14 protein-coding genes and 1 tRNA gene are annotated in these 18,235 nt (G+C 33.0%); 9 read left to right on the top strand and 6 right to left on the bottom strand.

Annotation, left to right across the window (positions count from 1 at the left end; genetic code table 11):
* Positions 1–13: 13 nt before the first annotated feature.
* From DLK05_RS12590 to DLK05_RS12580, 3 genes are all read right to left on the bottom strand, one after another.
* Entirely contained in the window at positions 14–814 is an 801-nt protein-coding gene (locus DLK05_RS12590) for an inositol monophosphatase family protein (protein ID WP_127344361.1), read from the bottom strand.
* A 286-nt stretch (positions 815–1,100) separates the two neighbouring features.
* Positions 1,101–2,006: a Ppx/GppA phosphatase family protein gene (locus DLK05_RS12585; protein ID WP_127344360.1), complete on the bottom strand. Its 906-nt coding sequence runs from the start codon at positions 2,004–2,006 to the stop codon at positions 1,101–1,103.
* 225 nt (positions 2,007–2,231) lie between these two features.
* Positions 2,232–3,563 (bottom strand): PhoH family protein, encoded by a 1,332-nt coding sequence (locus tag DLK05_RS12580; RefSeq protein WP_127344359.1) that lies wholly within the window; start codon positions 3,561–3,563, stop codon positions 2,232–2,234.
* 332 nt (positions 3,564–3,895) lie between these two features.
* On the opposite strand from DLK05_RS12580, the gene DLK05_RS12575 reads away from it, so the two are divergent.
* From DLK05_RS12575 to DLK05_RS12565, 3 genes are all read left to right on the top strand, one after another.
* Complete coding sequence (locus DLK05_RS12575; protein ID WP_235832000.1) at positions 3,896–5,098, top strand: bifunctional folylpolyglutamate synthase/dihydrofolate synthase; 1,203 nt, start codon at positions 3,896–3,898, stop codon at positions 5,096–5,098.
* A gap of 56 nt (positions 5,099–5,154) precedes the next feature.
* Positions 5,155–5,229: transfer RNA gene (locus DLK05_RS12570), tRNA-Val, on the top strand.
* A gap of 144 nt (positions 5,230–5,373) precedes the next feature.
* On the top strand, positions 5,374–6,021 hold the full coding sequence (locus DLK05_RS12565; protein ID WP_235831999.1) for a redox-sensing transcriptional repressor Rex: 648 nt from the start codon (positions 5,374–5,376) through the stop codon (positions 6,019–6,021).
* Between the two features lie 96 nt (positions 6,022–6,117).
* On the opposite strand, the gene DLK05_RS12560 is transcribed toward DLK05_RS12565, so the two are convergent.
* The 3 genes from DLK05_RS12560 to DLK05_RS12550 form a co-directional block, all read right to left on the bottom strand.
* A complete protein-coding gene (locus tag DLK05_RS12560) occupies positions 6,118–6,366 on the bottom strand; it encodes a DNA-binding protein (protein WP_127344356.1) in 249 nt (82 codons plus the stop codon).
* Positions 6,367–6,474: 108 nt separating this feature from the next.
* Positions 6,475–7,701 (bottom strand): sensor histidine kinase, encoded by a 1,227-nt coding sequence (locus DLK05_RS12555; RefSeq protein ID WP_235831998.1) that lies wholly within the window; start codon positions 7,699–7,701, stop codon positions 6,475–6,477.
* A 121-nt stretch (positions 7,702–7,822) separates the two neighbouring features.
* Positions 7,823–9,202, bottom strand: a complete 1,380-nt coding sequence (locus DLK05_RS12550; RefSeq protein ID WP_127344354.1) for a sigma-54-dependent transcriptional regulator — start codon at positions 9,200–9,202, stop codon at positions 7,823–7,825.
* A gap of 246 nt (positions 9,203–9,448) precedes the next feature.
* Between DLK05_RS12550 and DLK05_RS12545 the strand changes: the two genes are divergently transcribed.
* The 6 genes from DLK05_RS12545 to DLK05_RS12520 all read left to right on the top strand — a co-directional run bounded on the left by DLK05_RS12545 (position 9,449) and on the right by DLK05_RS12520 (position 17,957).
* A complete protein-coding gene (locus DLK05_RS12545) occupies positions 9,449–10,699 on the top strand; it encodes an efflux RND transporter periplasmic adaptor subunit (protein ID WP_127344353.1) in 1,251 nt (416 codons plus the stop codon).
* 3 nt (positions 10,700–10,702) lie between these two features.
* Positions 10,703–13,054: an ABC transporter permease gene (locus DLK05_RS12540; RefSeq protein WP_127344352.1), complete on the top strand. Its 2,352-nt coding sequence runs from the start codon at positions 10,703–10,705 to the stop codon at positions 13,052–13,054.
* A gap of 18 nt (positions 13,055–13,072) precedes the next feature.
* The gene (locus DLK05_RS12535) at positions 13,073–13,756 is read left to right on the top strand and encodes an ABC transporter ATP-binding protein (protein WP_127344351.1); all 684 of its coding nucleotides are present in this window, start codon (positions 13,073–13,075) and stop codon (positions 13,754–13,756) included.
* 107 nt (positions 13,757–13,863) lie between these two features.
* Complete coding sequence (locus DLK05_RS12530) at positions 13,864–16,296, top strand: ABC transporter permease (RefSeq protein WP_127344350.1); 2,433 nt, start codon at positions 13,864–13,866, stop codon at positions 16,294–16,296.
* A 31-nt stretch (positions 16,297–16,327) separates the two neighbouring features.
* Positions 16,328–16,624 carry a hypothetical protein gene (locus DLK05_RS12525; protein WP_127344349.1) on the top strand — a complete coding sequence of 99 codons (297 nt, stop codon included), beginning with the start codon at positions 16,328–16,330 and terminating at the stop codon, positions 16,622–16,624.
* Between the two features lie 79 nt (positions 16,625–16,703).
* A complete protein-coding gene (locus tag DLK05_RS12520) occupies positions 16,704–17,957 on the top strand; it encodes a hypothetical protein (RefSeq protein WP_127344348.1) in 1,254 nt (417 codons plus the stop codon).
* Positions 17,958–18,235: the final 278 nt, after the last annotated feature.

The raw sequence follows: 18,235 nt of genomic DNA, 5'->3' as shown, positions 1-18,235 counted from the left end.
ACAAAAAGTTTTTTCAGTTTAGCATATGTTTTTGCACGATTTCTTTAAATTCTTGATGTACATGTAAATTAGTGGCAATTATCTCTTTCCCGAATATATAGTCTTTAGCACCTTTAAAATCACATACCAAACCTCCGGCTTTCTGTACGATAAAAGCACCAGCAGCTACATCCCAAGCATGAAGATTATATTCATAAAATGCTTCGAATCTTCCACAGGCAACATAAACTAAATCAGTAGCTGCAGAACCTATTCTTCTAACACCGTGAGAATGAATTATAAAATGCTCTAGACTAGCCATGAATTTTGTTAATAGATTATAATCGTAATACGGAAAACCGGTAGCAATTAAACTAGAATCTACTGTTTTAGCAGAGGAAACGCATATTGGCTTTCCATTAAGAAATGAACCATTTGCTCCTTTCCATGAATAAAAACACTCCGAAAGGCTAATCTCATAAACAACACCAATAACAATTTCATTTTCTTGTTGTAGGGCGATACTTACCGCAAAAGGGGAGAGTCCATGGATGTAATTGGTTGTTCCGTCGAGCGGATCAATAATCCAATTATAATGTTCTCCCAGCATACTTTCCGTTTCTTCCTCTGCAATAAATCCGGCATCGGGAAGAATTTGTTTTAAAGCAGATATAATTTGCTTCTCTGCAGTCTTGTCTACATAGGTAACAAAATCATGTACACCTTTCTTTTCAATTACATCTGCCTTAATTTTATTTTGTTGATTCTTAATGAAATCTCCTGTATCCTTGGCAATTTTGATCACTTTTTCACACAAATTTTTTAGATCTTCCATGAGCTTAAATCATTTATTGTAATTTTTTGTGGCTCTGATATTCTATTTTGAAAAATACAATTCTTAAAATCTAGTTCTGTTAGTAATCTAACCTAAGGTCAGATCAGAGATAATTAAAATTGCAACAAATTTTGATTTCGTTGCCCATAAATTTAAGAGAATATATTGATCAGATTTTCTAGACTAACCAAAATCAATATATATAAAAGAACTATTTCAAAATCCATTGAAATAGTTCAAATATCAAAACTGTATTGTTTGCAAATTTACAAAAAGAATTGTCTTCTTAACTAATCACGAGTCGGTTTTGATGATACTCTTTATACAATTGATGTACAATACCATCTGTCACTCCAATTTTAGGGACATGAATTATCTCTGCTTTTGACCATTCCATAATACTTAGGAATATGGTTGCCGCCGGAATAATTACATCAGCACGGTCAGGATTCATATCGTAATTAATCATTAACTCTTCCTGCGAATATATTTTTAAATCTTCATAAATACTTTTGAGTTCCAGATAACTAAGAAATTTCTCTTTTTTAGGAGTTGATAGTTTAACCAAGCGATTAATATTACCACCTGAACCAATAATTTCAATATTCTCGCAATTAGGACAAATGTCAAGTAAACATTCTTTGAGTCTGATAAATTCACCTTTAGGAACACAATTGCGTAAAATTTTAAGTGTTCCGATATTAAAGGAAGCAGAGAAAGTACAAATTCCTTTAGAGAATAAAGTTAGTTCTGTACTTCCACCTCCAACATCTACATATAAATAGTCTTTCTGTGGATCAAGTTTATCTGCAATTTTGTTATCGAAAATGATACTTGCCTCTTCCTTCCCATTGATTATGTCAATTTTTATATTGCTTTCTTCCTCTATCTTTTTAATGATTTCGGCTCCATTGGCGGCTTCACGCATTGCCGATGTTGCACAAGCTCTATAGTTAACAACCTCATGTACATCCATTAGCTTTTTAAACGCTTTCATTGAGTTGATTAATTTATCTGCTTTTAGAGGAGATATAAACTTATCAATAAAAGTATCAGTTCCTAATCGAATAGGGACTCTGATTAAGGATGATTTTTTAAAGTACGTATTATCGCCAACCTCAAAAACATTCATAAACAACAAGCGGATAGCATTTGATCCGATATCAATGGCGCCAAATTTCATTATTTTCATACGTAGATTATTGAGTGAGTAACTACCATATGGATTCTACTAGTTTATTTATTTCTATATTATTTTTAAAAATTATGAACGATTATTATTTTGTTGAGTACTGAGATATTGAATAGATAATGCTTAATACGATCTATTCCACAGGTAAATAAATTTATTCTTAATCGCTGCTATTTTGTCTTAATTAAATTAAAGTAAATTTCACAAGAATGCAACTTGAAGTTTTTATAGTAGATTACTAGCCAATTCGGCAAGATGACTTCTTTCTCCTTTTATCAGATTTACGTGTGCAAATATATCTTGTCCTTTCATTCTGTCGGATAGATAAGCCAGTCCATTAGATTTTTTGTCCAAATATGGCGAGTCTATTTGTTCAATATCACCAGTGAAAATCATTTTTGTTCCTTCGCCTGCCCGAGTTATAATTGTTTTGATCTCGTGAGGCGTAAGGTTTTGAGCTTCATCAACGATAAAGAAGGTACTGGAAAGACTTCGTCCCCGAATGTAAGCTAATGGAGTTATCTGTAATTTTTCTTCTTTTAGTAATTCGTCGATTCTGAGAAATTCTTTACTGTGAATGTTGAATTTATGCTTGATCACACTAAGATTATCGAAGAGGGGTTGCATGTAAGGTCCAATTTTATCTTTTGCATCACCAGGTAAGTAACCTAAATCTTTATTTGCTAGTGCAACAATTGGCCTTGCAAGAAATATTTGGTCATACATGTCAATTTGTTGCAGAGCAGAGGCTAAGGCGAGCAATGTCTTTCCAGTTCCTGCACGTCCGGTTAAAGCAACTAATGAGATAGTTGTATCTAAAAGAGCGTGCATGGAAAAAGTTTGTTCGGCATTTCGTGGATAAATACCGTAAGAGCTAGGCTTTTCCACTCTGGTAATCGTCTTTTCAATAGGATTATAGTGTGCTAATGCACTAGAGGAATTACCTTTTAATATAAAATATTCGTGTCCTAAAATTGATTTACCAATGTTAAATTTAGATTCAGGAATTCCATTATTTGATTTGTATAATAAAGAAATTTTATCATCGTCGAAATTCTCTAAGGTTGAAATTCCCAGACTTAGGATATCATCTAAATCCTGCACTTGATCATTTTTGTAATCTTCAGCAGGAACGCCAAGGGATTTTGCCTTCATTCGCAGATTAATATCCTTTGATATTAGAACTACTTTTTTTCTTTTATTTTGATTGAAAATATATTCAGCAATAGCTAGAATCCTATGATCAGGAATATTCTCATGAAAAGAAGATTTCATCTGAGGTGAAAACTCTTTTCCTGTTTCGATAAATAATTTTCCTAGACCTTTCCCCAATTTAACTCCATCAGTAAAAAGGGAGTCACCGGATATCCGATCTAATTCTCTGCTAAATTCACGCGCATGATAATTGATTTGATCATTTCCTTTTTTGAATTTATCAAGTTCTTCAAGCACAGTAATTGGAATGATAACATCATTTTCTTCAAAATTGTAGATAGAATTAAAGTCATGAAGGATTACATTTGTATCCAAAACGAAAATTTTTTTGAGTTTTGTCATACTTATTAGGATTTAAGATGATTTAATACGAATAAATCATCATGTTTGATCAACTTATTCTGTCAAAGTGATTGACTTTTAGACATTTGATTACGATAAAATAAAATTGCTAAATAGGTCTATTTTATTCGGGTATAATTTGATACTATTAATGTACCAAATTTTAGAGGAAATATAGCGTAAGAGTCTCGTTTTTGGGAAATTTTTATTCTTCTTTGTAGCATCATAATTTGATAACTGTTGAAAAAATGAATTATCAAGAAACTTTAGATTTTTTGTTCACTCAGCTTCCTATGTATCAGCGAACAGGGAAGGCTGCCTATAAAGCAAATTTGGATAATACGATTGCCTTAGATACCTATTTTTGTCATCCACATCAAAAATTTAAAACAATTCATGTTGGAGGTACAAATGGTAAAGGTTCTGTTTCTCATGCACTTGCATCCGTGCTACAAACATGCGGATTGAAAGTTGGCTTGTATACTTCTCCACATTTGCGTGATTTCAGAGAAAGAATAAAAATTAATGGAGTACCTATACCGAAACAAGAGGTTGTGGATTTTATCGCTAATCATAAAGATGAGTTTAAACAAATAGAACCATCTTTTTTTGAGATGACAGTGGCATTGGCGTTTGATTTTTTTGCACGTAAAAAGGTTGATATTGCAATAATTGAAGTTGGTTTAGGCGGGAGATTGGATTCTACGAATATTATTTCACCAATACTCTCTGTTATAACAAATATTAGCAAAGATCATACTGTTTTGTTAGGAAATAATCTTATGCAAATAGCAAGAGAAAAGGCAGGGATTATTAAATCAGGAATACCTGTCGTAATCGGTGAAGAACAAAACGAGTCTGCTGATGTTTTTAGGGATATTGCTCTAGAAAATAATAGTGATATTGTTTTTGCCTCGAATTGTTATGAGCTCAAGAAAACTGAAATTTTAAACGATAAACAGTTATTATACTACAAAATAAAACGAACGGGAGAATTTGTTAGAATAGAATGTGATTTGCTAGGGCAATATCAACAAAAGAACCTTAAAACCATTCTTAGTGTTTTAGAATTATTGATACAAGCAGGAATTACTATTCATCAGGAAGATATTCTAGATGGACTTGGCAGAGTTGTTTCTAATACTGGCTTATTAGGGCGATGGCAGATTCTGCAAGAAAGTCCACGAGTAATTTGTGATACGGGGCATAATATTGCTGGTATTAAAGAAATAATAGAGCAAATACAACGAGTTGATTATAGAAAATTGCATGTTGTATTTGGAATGGTGAATGATAAAGAAATCGATGAAGTATTAAACTTATTACCCGAAAATGCCATATATTATTTCACTAAAGCTTCTATTCCAAGGGCTCTGAATGAAAATATACTTAAAGAGAAGGGCAGGCAGTTTAATTTGATAGGAAATGCTTATTCAACGGTAACCTTGGCATATAAAGCAGCTATTTCTGCATCCCATGTTGAAGATCTGATTTTTGTTGGTGGAAGTACATTTGTTGTGGCTGAGGTGATTTAATTAAACGATTGAAATATTGTTGTGCAGGATTTTTCTGCGTATATTTGCAGCTTTTAGGGCGGTTAGCTCAGCTGGTTCAGAGCACTTGGTTTACACCCAAGGGGTCATAGGTTCGAATCCTATACCGCCCACTAAATTTGATGTTTAGCTTTTTGCTAGTCTTATTTCCCCAGCGCCGGTTTTTCAAAATGCTAATTTGTCTAAGACAATTAATAAGGAAATTATTCTTTATTAAAAACTTATTTAATTTTGTTTTACGGAATAAGTAAATGACTATGATTCAAAATTCAAAAAAAATGCAAGGGGTACCAGAACCTACACTCAGACGCATGCCTTGTTATCTGGCTTTTGCGGAAGGATTACTAAGAAAAGGACAACAATTTGTTTCATCTACACAGATTGCAAACTACATGAATATTGATCCCACCCAAGTCACAAAGGATTTATCTTATACGAGTATCGTTGGTAAAACCAGAGTCGGCTATGAGGTTAAAGCCATCGTTGATGTGTTGTCAGACTTTTTAGGATTTTCTGTGATGGATAGTGCATTTTTGGTGGGAGCAGGCTCGCTTGGATCAGCGCTATTACATGATAATGGTCTAACACATTTTGGCCTTAATATTGTAGCTGCATTTGATATTAGTCCAATCACTATTGGTCGAAAGATCAATGATATTGAGGTCTTTCATATTGATCAATTTAGAGATCTGGCTCAAGAGTTAAGTGTAGTAATGGGAATTATTACTGTTCCGGCTGAAAATGCTCAAACGGTTGCAGATTTAATGGTTGCCTGGGGAATTAAAGCAATTTGGAATTTTACCCCTGCTAGAATTAAGGTTCCTGAAGATATAATAGTTCAAAATACCAGTTTGTATTCTAATCTAGCTATTATATTTAATAAACTGCACACCGAAAAAAATTAAAAGAATAGAGAATATCCTCTGATAAAGAAGGCGGATTAAAAAAGGGTCTTAGAAAATTATTCTAGGACCCTCTTTATTTATTTGATGATTCAATTTTTAGGCATTCTCCAAAATACGAATAGCGCAATCTAAAATAGTTGTATCGTCGAGTTCAACAATTCCTCCATCGGGACCTTGTTCTACGTGTATACCTACACTTTTGCCTTTTTCAAAATTTGTTCCACCAAAATAATTTCTAACTGTTTCAACGTTTAATTGTAAATCTTGTGCAATCCTTTGCATGCTTCCTTCTGGTAAGCGATCCTTAATTTGTCTTAACTCATTAAATGTTATTGTCTTAGTCATATGCTGTAAAGTTTATTAAGGGTTATAAATTGATTAGCCCTTTAAATTTAATGAAAGAATTTCTTAAATTAAAATTATTAGGAAGTTTAATTATATTCCTCTTTCCGATTAAAAAGTCAATGTAAAACTAGTTTTTTCATCTGGTACAGATTGAACTGTTATGGTACCACCATGTAGGCGTAGAATCTGTTTTGACAGACTTAGCCCGATGCCAGAACCCCTTGGTTTAGTTGTGAAGAATGGTATAAATACTTTGTCTAAGACCTCCTTAATTATGCCTTGACCGTTATCATTAACTTGAATAGATACACGTCCACGTTTATTTAGGAAAGCTTTTAATTCTATTTTAGGATTTGTTGTTTGCTCTAAAGCATGAATAGAATTTTTGATCAGATTTATTAATACTTGTTCAATTAATTGTTCATCAGCGGAAAGTTCGATACTTTCTGGTTTAATAATTATCTCACATGCAATATTGTTTCGTTTTATTTCCTCTTCCATTAAACGATTTATATTGCTAAAAAGCTTTTGAACCTGAAAAATACTAAAATTAGGTTTTGGTATTTTCGTTAAATTCCTATAAGTATCAACAAAGTGAAGTAGACCAGAACTCCTTTTATGGATAGTTTCCAAGGCTAACTTGACTTCGTTAAGTGTTTCTAAATCTTCTGATTTGAAATTATTTGTATTGTTTTCTCCAAAGTCATCTAAAATGGTTGTAAGTGTGGTTGAAAGAGATGAAATAGGAGTAATAGAATTCATGATTTCGTGTGTAAGCACGCGAATTAACTTTTGCCAAGATTCTATTTCCTGTTCTTCCAATTCATACTGAATATTCTTTATTGAAACCAATATAACTTGCCGGTTGTTGATTTTAAATTCAGTAGCATACACTGCTAATTGTAGAATATCTTCATTATCACTTACCTTAACCAGCGTATTTTCACCATGTTTTAATTTAAGTAATGCATCTACTAATTCCGGACTAAAACTATTTAAATCCTGGATTTTTTTAAGATTGCTCTTTTGGAAAAGTTTTTTAGAGGCATTATTTATCATCTCAACCGATCCATCTCGATGAAAAGCCACCAAACTAATGCCAATGTGCTGTATAACCGATTGCAGATAGAAATAGTGTTCTTCTTTTTCAGCTCGAATTTTTTGAAAATCAGTTATTACTGCATTAAATGATTCCTGCAATTTATCGAATGAACTTCCAAGACCTTGAACCTGAAAATTTCTCGTAAAATCTGAATACCTGATAGACTCCAGAAAGTTCTTTAATAATCGATTTGTTTTTTCTACATATTTTATGATTTCGTAGATTTGATACACAATCGCCAGGAGTGTTAGGCTCGCGGTGAAGTACAAATTCTTTTTTGTAAGCAGGTAGAATAGCAGGAAAATTGTAGCCGAAAGCACAATTATCCTAATAATAAAATTTATGCGGAAACTTTTATAAACCATATTTTTCTAATCTTCGATATAATGATGTACGGGTGAGACCCAATTCTCCTGCCGCTTTGGAAATATTTCCTTTATTTGTTTTTAATACTTTCTGGATGATATTTTTTTCGACCTCTTCCAAATTATAGGAATCAAATTCTACATCACCTTGCAAATTTCTTTCCATACTAATTTGGAAATCGGAAGGTTCAAGATTTTTCTCATCCGCCATAATAATTGCGCGTTCCATTAAATGTTGCAATTCTCGTACATTGCCTGGCCAGCTATAATCGTATAATTTATTTATACATGCCTTGGAGAGTGCGTTGATGTGTTTTTTGTATTTTTTTGAATAAATCTCTAAAAAGTGATTTGCCAGTAAGGGGATATCTTCATATCTCTCTCGTAAAGGAGGAAGATCTATTTCTACTGTATTAATCCTATATAATAGATCTTGTCGGTATTTTTCTTCAGACGCCATTTGTTTTAAAGGCATATTTGTTGCACAGATAAGTCTGATGTCGATAGGAATTGGTTTGTTTGAGCCGACTCTTATAACTTCTCTACGTTCCAGTACGGTTAGTAATTTTGCCTGCATCGGCATACTGAGGTTTCCAATTTCATCCAAGAATAAAGTTCCTCCTGATGCAATTTCAAATCTACCTGGCCGATCAGAGCGTGCATCAGTAAAAGCACCTTTAACATGACCAAACAATTCACTTTCAAACAAGTTTTCATTTATAGATCCTAGATCCACACTCACAAAAACTTCATCTCTTCTACTTGAATTTCTGTGTAGCGCTCTCGCAACTAGTTCCTTACCGGTGCCATTTTCGCCTAAAATTAAAACGTTAGCATCTGTTTTTGCAACTTTCGAAATGGTTGAAAAAACCTGTTGTATTTCAGGAGAGGATCCGATAAAATCATTAAATGGCTGATCTAGAACGGCATTTAACTCTTTTTGCTTGGTTTTCAGTTCACTTACTTCCTCTTTTGATTTACGGAGTTTGATAGCCGCAGAAATAGTAGCAAGTAACTTTTCGTTTTGCCAAGGCTTTAATATGAAATCTGTCGCTCCGGCTTTAATTGCTTTCACCGATTTTTCAATATCTCCATAGGCTGTAATAAACAAAACAACTGCCTGGGAATCTATCTGTAATATTTTATTCAACCAAAAATAGCCCTCCTGTCCACTTATTGCATCTTTGGTAAAATTCATATCTAATAGAATAACATCATATTGTTGCTGTTTCATTAGCTTGGGAATCATTTCAGGATCAGATTCGGAGTGGATAAGTTCAACATGTTGTTTCAAGAGAAGCTTTAATGAGAATAAAATATCTTCATTATCATCTATAGCTAATATTTTGCCACTTTTTTTAATTGTCATAACTAGAATGTATTAATAGTTTCAGGATTTGATTTATTATTAATGACTCAAGTTATCATTATTAAATCAAAATTAAAAGAAAAATGTTCGTTATCGTACATTAAATGTGCTAATTTCGGTCATATTGAGAGGGAGATATTTAGATTTACTTTATCTAAAGAATTGGTAGTCAGGTGTGAGTTTTGTTTGGCACGAAAGTAGCTAAAGAATTGTTGTGTTTGAAAAAGGTATAAAATAAGTAAAATAATGGATAGAACTATTGAGCGTAAGCCATGGTATCAGCGGAAAAAAAACTGGTATATGGCTTTAGGAGTTTTGGGTATTGTATTCCTTTATAGTGTTTTTCTTGGAAACTCAGGAAGCACGTTGAAAATCAAAAAAGAAAAATTATCTATTGCTGAAGTTAAGATGGACTTTTTTCAGGAATATATTGCTAGAACTGGTACAGTAAACCCGATTACAACGGTATATTTAGATGCGATTGAAGGAGGTAGGGTTGAGGAGATTTTATTGGAAGAAGGTAATATGGTTCAGAAAGGCGATGTCATCCTGAGATTGAGTAATTCTGAGTTAAACCTTCAGATATTAAATTCCGAAGCAGCTTTCACAGAACAAGTAAACAGGCTTAGAGATACTAAATTGAGTATGGAGCAAGATCGCTTAAATATCAAGCGAAGTTTATTGGACATCGATTTGAATTTATCAAAAAGTAAAAGAGAGTATAATAGAAACAGAATATTCTATGATAAGGATTTAATTTCTCGGGAAGAATTTGAATCCTCTAAAGATAATTTTAGCTATTATACAAAAACCCGAGAATTACTTTTGGAGCGACAAAAGACAGATTCTTTATCCCGAAGAATACAAATTCAGAATCTGGAGAACAATCTGAAAAATATGGAAAAGAATTTGATTTTGGTGCGTGCAAAACTACAGAATTTAAATGTAAAAGCTCCGGTGAGTGGTCAATTGGGAACTTTAAATGCAGAATTAGGAGAATCTAAATCAAGAGGACAACGCCTTGGGCAAATAAATGTGTTGAGTAATTTTAAAGTGAATGCTTTAGTGGATGAGTTATACATCACTAGATTAACGAAGGGATTGAATGCAAGTTTTCACTTTAATAATCATGATTATGATCTATTGGTTTCAAAGGTTTATCCTGACGTTAGAAATGGGCAATTTGAGATAGATCTGAAATTTAAGGGTGAACGACCTGTTGGGATTAGAACCGGGCAAACTTTTAGAACTAAAATTGAGCTTGGAGAACCTCGTGAAGCAATGGTAATTCCAAGAGGTGGTTTTTTTCAAAGTACAGGTGGGCAGTGGGTGTTTGTTCTTGACCCATCTGGAGATTTTGCAGTAAAGAGATCTATTAAATTAGGGAATCAAAATCCAAAATATTACGAGATCTTGGATGGATTAAAAACTGGAGAAAAAGTATTAACTAATAGTTATGAGTCTTTTGATAAATTTGACAAACTTATACTAAAATAAAGCATGATTAAAATTCTGCTGCATACCGTATTAAGAGGACTGTCTCGACAAAAGGTATATTCTCTGATAAATATTTTGGGATTGGCTACAGGAGTAACTTGTACACTTTTAATATTGATTTGGATAGAATTTGAGACTTCTTATGATACTTTTCACCAGGATGTTAAACAGATATATTCTGTGTATGAGAATCAAAAATATGCTGATGGTGATATTTTTTCGGTTTATTCTACACCTTCGCCATTAGCCGAAACTTTAAAAAAAGATATACCTGAAATAGAAAATGCTACCCGTATCGTTTCCTCGTGGGGGCAGTTGACGGTAAATGTTGGAGGGAGAAATTTCATTGAGAAAGGTGGAAAAATTGTAGATGCGGATTTCTTTAAAATATTTTCATTTGAAAAGATTTATGGTGACACTACAAATTGTTTTTTGAATCCAAACTCCATTGTATTATCTCAGAAAATTGCAAACAAATATTTTGGCGATATAAACCCTGTAGGGAAAACTGTTGTTATTAACTCTAAATATAAATTTGAAGTTAGTGCAGTACTTGAAAATGCAAGGGAAAATTCTTCCATTACTTACGATTTTTTGCTTCCGTTCAATTTTTTTCAGGAATTTTGGGACTATGATTTAAAAGACTGGGAAGCCAATACATTTCACACTTTCGTGAAATTACGTAAGAATGCAAATAGGAATGATGTTCGAAAAAAAATAAGTAAAATTATTTCAAAGCATGTTCTTAATTCAAATGTGGAACTAGACATGCAGGCATTTGGAGATTATCATTTGTATTCAATCAATAAGGGCAGTGCTGGACCTATTTGGTATGTCCGGTTATTTTTTATTGTTGCGATAGTAATATTACTGATAGCTTGTTTTAATTATATGAATTTGGCGACTGCAAGATCAGAAAGGCGATCTAAAGAAGTTGCTATTCGTAAAGTAGTTGGTGCTCAAAGGCGTGGTTTGGTTGGGTTATTTCTCGGAGAATCCCTTTTTTTTACCATTATCGCCCTAGGAATTTCGATTGTATTGGTTGAATTATTATTGCCGGAATTTGGAGATATGATTAATCGCCATCTGGAATTGAATCCCGGAAATTATAAATTTTTCTTTGCAACGATTATTGTAGTACTTCTTACAGGAATTGTATCAGGTAGCTATCCTGCCGCATATCTGTCTTCTTTTGCACCAATTCAAATAATTAGAGGATTTTCAAGACACGACTCTGCTCTGGTTAGAAAAATATTAGTTGTTATTCAGTTTACTATGTCTGTAGCTTTGTTTATCTCTACGGGTATAATTTATCAGCAATTAGCATTTTTAAAACGTTCGGATATTGGTTACAATAAAGATAATATCGTGTATGTAGAGTTGGGAGGGAATTTCAATAATAACTACGAGCAATTAAAGAATGAATGGATTAAGATACCTGGAGTTAATTGGGTTACAGCAGCGAATCAAATGCCTGTAAATTTTGCAAATTCAACATGGGATGTGAATTGGTCAGGAAAATTAAAGGAAGCAGGAGATATATTATTTCAACTTTCATTTGTGGATTTTGATTTTATCGAAACTTTTGAGATGAATGTTATACAAGGAAGAACTTTCTCGAAACAATATGGAGCAGACACGCTTCAATTCATTATCAATGAATCAGCTGCGAGTAAAATGAATATGGAGAATTCTATAGGAGAAAAGTTAACCATCTGGGGGAAGAAGGGACACATTATTGGGGTTGTTAAGGATTTTAATTTTAATAGTTTAAAAGTTGGAGTAGATCCCTTAATAATAATGCGAAATCCCGCAGCCTTTAAATATGTAGGAATTAGAATTGGTAAGGATAGGCAGCCTGTTATTATTAATAAAATAAGAAAATCCTGGAATAAAATATTACCGGAAATTCCTTTTACATACAGGCGATTGTCTGATGATTTCGACTATTTCTATCAAGCAGAATCTCGTATGAGTAAATTATTTCTATCGTTTACTCTGGTGGCATTTATCATTTCCTGTTTAGGTCTGTTTGGATTGGCATCCTTTATTACTGAGAGAAAAGCACGAGAAGTGGCGATGCGAAAAGTATTTGGGGCGAATATGGATCAGGTCTTTCATCTTCTATTAAAGGATTTTCTTAAATGGATGTTGTTCGCTATTGCTGCAGCATGGACGATGGCATATTTTGTCATGGAGTGGTGGTTGAATGGGTTTGCGTATAGAATACATATTGGCATTGGAATTTTTTTAATATCTGCTATGCTAACTTTTTTAATTGCCTTTTTAACCATTTACAAACTTATTTCAAGTCTATCTGGTATTGCGCCGGCAAACATGTTAAAATATGAATGATAATAAAAATATAAGGCTATGATTAAGACAAATAATTTAGTTAAAGTTTTCAGAACTGATGAGGTTGAAACTACAGCTTTGAATAATGTTAATTTGGAAATAAATAATGGTGAGTTTGTTGCTATAATGGGACCATCAGGTTGTGGAAAATCTACATTGTTAAATATTATAGGTTTATTGGATAATCCTAGCCAAGGCGAATTACATTTTAATGGATATCAGGTAGAGAAATATACCGAAAGACAAAGAACCAATTTACGTAAGGAAAATATTGGGTTTGTTTTTCAGAGCTTCAACTTAATTGATGAATTGACTGTTTTTGAGAATGTTGAATTGCCTTTGCTTTATTTAAAAGTTTCAAGCTCGGAAAGAAAGAAGAGAGTGAATGAAGCTTTGGAAAGAATGAATATTGCCCATCGTGCCAAGCATTTTCCTCAGCAACTATCGGGCGGACAACAACAGCGTGTAGCTATAGCAAGAGCGGTTATCTCCAAACCGAATTTAATATTAGCCGATGAGCCTACGGGTAATTTAGATTCTGGAAATGGAGAGGAAGTAATGAATCTATTGTCACAACTCAATGAGGAGGGAACCACTATTGTAATGGTAACACATTCTCCGTCAGATGCGGATAGAAGTCATCGGATTATTCAGCTTTTTGACGGTCATGTTGTAACCGAGAATATGCGTCAGAAATTATAATTGATAGGATTTAAATCCTGATGAATAAATAGATAAGTTTAAATCGTTCAAATTAGGAGACTCTCAATCTTCCCATCTAGAATTTTTATTTCTTAATTAAATGGCAAATGTATAGAAATTTTTTCATCAATATATTAAGGACTTTTGGTCGTAATAAATTTTATACAGCACTTAATATTATAGGATTAACTATTGGATTGGTTTGCACCATATTAATTCTGCTATTTATTCAGGATGAATTATCCTACGATAAGTATAATGTCAATTACGAAAGAATTATTCGCCTGGGGTCGGATTTCACATTAAATGGAAAGCGGGATCGGGTGGCAACCTCTGCTTTACCCTTTGGCCCTACTTTTAAAGAAGAGTTTCCTGAAGTAGAGGAATTTGTACGGTTCTTGGGTTCTGGGCGTCAGCAATTCAAATATGGAGACAAGATTTTTTATGAGGAAAGAATAGCTTATGTTGATTCTTCTGTATTTAAGGTTTTTAGTTTTGATTTGATAAAAGGGAATCCCGATAAGGCATTAACAGAACCGAATGAAATCGTATTAAGCGAGACCTTGGCAAAAAAATATTTCGGACAGATGGATCCGATTGGTAAAATATTACTTGTGGGTGAAAATAAGTCCTATAAGGTCACTGGTGTGATGAGGGATTTACCAAGTAACAGCCATTTTCGATACAATGCATTTTATTCTATGAAAACCCTCGAAAAAATAAGGGGGACGGAGGAATTTAATAGTACGAAACCAATTTCATTTTGGAGTTTTAGTAATTATACTTTTTTACTACTAAAAAAACATGCTAATAGTAAGGTATTACTGGAAAAGTTTCCAATGTACTACAATAAATATATGAAGACCTTAGGAGATCAGCTTGGAGTGTCTTATCATTTGATAATACAAAATTTAGCTGATATTCATTTGCATTCTGATTTACAATGGGATGCTCCAACAGGCAATGTAAAGTATATTTATATATTGTTCATTATAGTCATATTCATCCTGTCTATAGCTAGCATTAATTACATGAATATGGCAACCGCCAGATCTACAAAAATAGCAAAAGAAGTAGGAATAAGAAAAGTTGTAGGAGCTTATCGGGAAAATTTAATTCGACAATTCTTAGCCGAGAGTGTTTCGATCACTGTATTTGCATTTGGAATCGCCCTCATTATCGTGGAGTTAATTCTGCCATTATTCAATTCTCTGGTGAATAAGAATATGGTGCTCAGTTTTTCAAAAACACCGGAATTATTACTTTATAGCGTGGGGATTACCATTTTATTAGGATTGATTTCTGGAATTTATCCTGCCTTCTACTTATCTTCATTTCATCCATCTGTAATTTTAAAGGGGACATTTTATAAAGGGAAATCAAGTGGTTTGCTTAGAAAATTATTAGTGATTTCACAATATGCGATTTCTGCCATCATGATTAGCGGAACTATAATTGTTGCATCTCAATTTGTATATATGAACAATAAAGATGTTGGATTTAACCAGAAAGATATTCTAGTTGCCGTAGTTAGAGATTCTGTTTTAAGGGCAAGAATTGAACCGTTAAAACAGGAGCTTAAAAAGAATCCCAATATTACAGCCGTTGCAACATCGAGTGGATTAATCGGATTTGGAGGATCTAAAACAGTTCATTTGTTTGAAGGGACACAAGGGATGGAACAGTATGCACTTAATTTTAATATCGTAGATTTTGATTATATCGACCTGATGGAGATGAAGGTAATTCAGGGACGTAATTTTAGTCGGAAGTTTGCTTCAGATACCAGTAGCGCTTTTATAATTAATCAAGCGGCAGCGCGTAAATTTAATTGGAATGAAAATTCTATAGGTAAAAAGATGCAATTTGGAGTGAAAATTGAAGGAAGTGATGGTGATGTAAGGCCTGGAAATGTTATTGGAGTTGTTAGTGATTTTAATTACCAAACATTAGAGAATAAAATCGAACCTATTAATTTATTGGTTAGTGAAGATCCTCGAACAAGAAGGATCTTGCATATTAAGATTAATCCAAATAATCGTTCTGAAACTATAACCTATATAAAGAAGGTGTGGGATAAATTTAGTCCCAATATGTCTTTTTCCTATTTCTTTTTAGAGGACAGGATGAAGGAGAATTATCAATCAGAGGAACGGCTTCTTTGGATTTTTTCCATTTTTTCTATTATTAGTATCCTTATTGCTTCGCTAGGATTATTCGGTTTGGCGTCATTTATGACAGAACAGTGCACCAAAGAAATTGGAGTAAGAAAAGTTTTAGGTGCCTCTTCCGGTCGTTTGGTTTATTTATTAACCAGAGAGTTCCTTCAGTTAATAATCATAGCTAATATAGTAGCCATTCCTTTGTCATATTGGGCATTACAATCATGGTTGTGCGATTTTTCTTATCGGATAAATATCGGTTTGTGGGTATTTGTGGTTACTATACTAAGTTCTGTGATAATTGGTTTGTGCACAGTTTCCTGGCATTCATACAGAGCTGCCTCCTCGGATCCTGCTAAAGCACTTACATACGAATGATAATATTTGTGATCCTTTAATGTATGATATTATGAGAGAGATTTGTATTTCTATTCCATTTTCTAAGGAGAGTCAAATTACGGAAATTGAGATTAAAATTGGTGGTGAAAGTAAGGCATCTGTTTTTTATCGGTTGGAATCTTTTGATTGGGAAGTTCTTGAATTAAGTGAATATTTAGAAGATGATTTATCTAAAAAATTAGGTCGAATTGATAAGTTGAAATCTGCAATTGCTTCTTACGATAAGAATTGGGAGGTAATTCAAATATTTACTCCCCCGGAAACTGCGGAGGTAATTCAAGTATTATATCGTAAGAAGAACTTTTAGTTTTTAGCTCACTTTTCTGTAACTTTCTAAACTTACGATCGTCCTACAATTGTCGAAATGGCAATTAATAACAGAAAATATGGGATATTTAATTAAAATTCTATTGTTCTTTTTTCTATTTCTCAAGTTGTTGTGCAATTCTTTTGAATTAAATGCTCAAAACTATAGTTGCGATTTGTATGGATCGATAACGACAGTAGATAGTGTTGTATATACTGGTGCAATTCGTTGGAATAATGAGGAGGTCTTTCAAACTGATTTTTTTAATTCAAGAAAGGAATCTAATGCCTATCTTAAATATTTAGATCCCTTGGAACACCAGAAAACAAGAGTGAAATCAAGAAAGAATTATTGGGCAGGATTTAAATTTGTGAGGGAATCTAATGATAACGATTGGCAAACAAAGTATAGCCGAAAATTTCAATGTCGGTTTGGTGATATAAAATCCATAACTGTAACGGGTAGAGAATCGGTAGATTTAGAGTTGAAGACGGGCAAATTCATTCAGTTAAAAGGAGGATCAAATGATTTAGGAACACAAATTTGGATCCTTGATAAGGAGTTGGGACTCCTAAAAATAGATTGGGAAAGAATAAATGTAATAAATTTTTTTACCTGCTCAGATAATAATTGTCAATATTTTGGGAATCCAATATATGGTAAACTGATAAGCACAAAAGGGGAATTTGTTGGATTTATTCAATGGGATCATGATGAACGATTGCAAACCGATTTTCTCGATGGCAGAAGTGTGGATGGTGAAGTTTCTATTGCATTTAGTAATATTCTATCGATTCAAAAATTAAAGGAAGGATGTAGAGTAATGCTTAAATCGGGAAGAGAACTTGATTTGATTGGAAAGAATGATGTGAATAATAATAACAGAGGCGTTATTGTTGATATTCCTGGCGTAGGACGTGTAGATTTTTCATGGGAGCATTTTCTGTCATTAAAACTAATGCCTTTACCTGAAAAAATTGCAGGTTGCATGGATCAGTTTCCAAACTCACAGCGCTTATATGGTACAGTTTACTCTAATGCAGGAAGAATTTATAAAGGCATTATCGTTTATGATTTGGATGAAGCTATGGATTCGGAAATTTTGAATGGGTACAACGATAAAATAGAGTTCTTCCTTCCATTCAGAAATATTAAAATCATCGAACCAAAGGCATTTAATTATTGTATGGTAGAATTAAAAACAGGTCAGAAGTTATATTTAGGTGATCAAGCTGATGTTTCTGAACAAAATGCAGGGATACTTGTGTTTACCGGAATAAATGAATATTCTTTTCTTCAATGGAACGAAATAAAGCGAATAGATTTTGAGTAACATTCATAAGATCTAAGGTATAAATCCCGATTACAAAAATGTATATCGGGTTTTTTACGTTTTAATTTTAGTGGAGTTTAATTATTATCAGCCAAAAGAATATTCATAAAATTGAGTACAATTTTTAGGGTTTACTTAAAATTAAACGGTATTAATTATCAGTATGTTGAAATTTATTGCGAAATTTGAAACTTATTTATTTTTCTTTCGTCAAAACTAAATGATTCTTTATTGATGGAAATTAATGATATATCGATGCATTAAAGAATTAAAAGCTT

Origin of the sequence: Ancylomarina longa, assembly GCF_003996985.1 — a bacterium.
Classification (GTDB): domain Bacteria; phylum Bacteroidota; class Bacteroidia; order Bacteroidales; family Marinifilaceae; genus Ancylomarina_A; species Ancylomarina_A longa.
This window is presented reverse-complemented; position numbering and strand designations above follow the sequence as displayed.

Bases quoted from the DNA above. Each gene is read 5' to 3' on its own strand.
- DLK05_RS12525 (WP_127344349.1), top strand. From the start codon at position 16,328: ATGAGAGAGATTTGTATTTCTATTCCATTTTCTAAGGAGAGTCAAATT.
- DLK05_RS12585 (WP_127344360.1), bottom strand. From the start codon at position 2,006: ATGAAAATAATGAAATTTGGCGCCATTGATATCGGATCAAATGCTATC.
- DLK05_RS12565 (WP_235831999.1), top strand. From the start codon at position 5,374: ATGATTCAAAATTCAAAAAAAATGCAAGGGGTACCAGAACCTACACTC.
- DLK05_RS12580 (WP_127344359.1), bottom strand. From the start codon at position 3,563: ATGACAAAACTCAAAAAAATTTTCGTTTTGGATACAAATGTAATCCTT.
- DLK05_RS12520 (WP_127344348.1), top strand. From the start codon at position 16,704: ATGGGATATTTAATTAAAATTCTATTGTTCTTTTTTCTATTTCTCAAG.
- DLK05_RS12545 (WP_127344353.1), top strand. From the start codon at position 9,449: ATGGATAGAACTATTGAGCGTAAGCCATGGTATCAGCGGAAAAAAAAC.
- DLK05_RS12535 (WP_127344351.1), top strand. From the start codon at position 13,073: ATGATTAAGACAAATAATTTAGTTAAAGTTTTCAGAACTGATGAGGTT.
- DLK05_RS12590 (WP_127344361.1), bottom strand. From the start codon at position 814: ATGGAAGATCTAAAAAATTTGTGTGAAAAAGTGATCAAAATTGCCAAG.
- DLK05_RS12550 (WP_127344354.1), bottom strand. From the start codon at position 9,202: ATGACAATTAAAAAAAGTGGCAAAATATTAGCTATAGATGATAATGAA.
- DLK05_RS12560 (WP_127344356.1), bottom strand. From the start codon at position 6,366: ATGACTAAGACAATAACATTTAATGAGTTAAGACAAATTAAGGATCGC.
- DLK05_RS12530 (WP_127344350.1), top strand. From the start codon at position 13,864: ATGTATAGAAATTTTTTCATCAATATATTAAGGACTTTTGGTCGTAAT.
- DLK05_RS12540 (WP_127344352.1), top strand. From the start codon at position 10,703: ATGATTAAAATTCTGCTGCATACCGTATTAAGAGGACTGTCTCGACAA.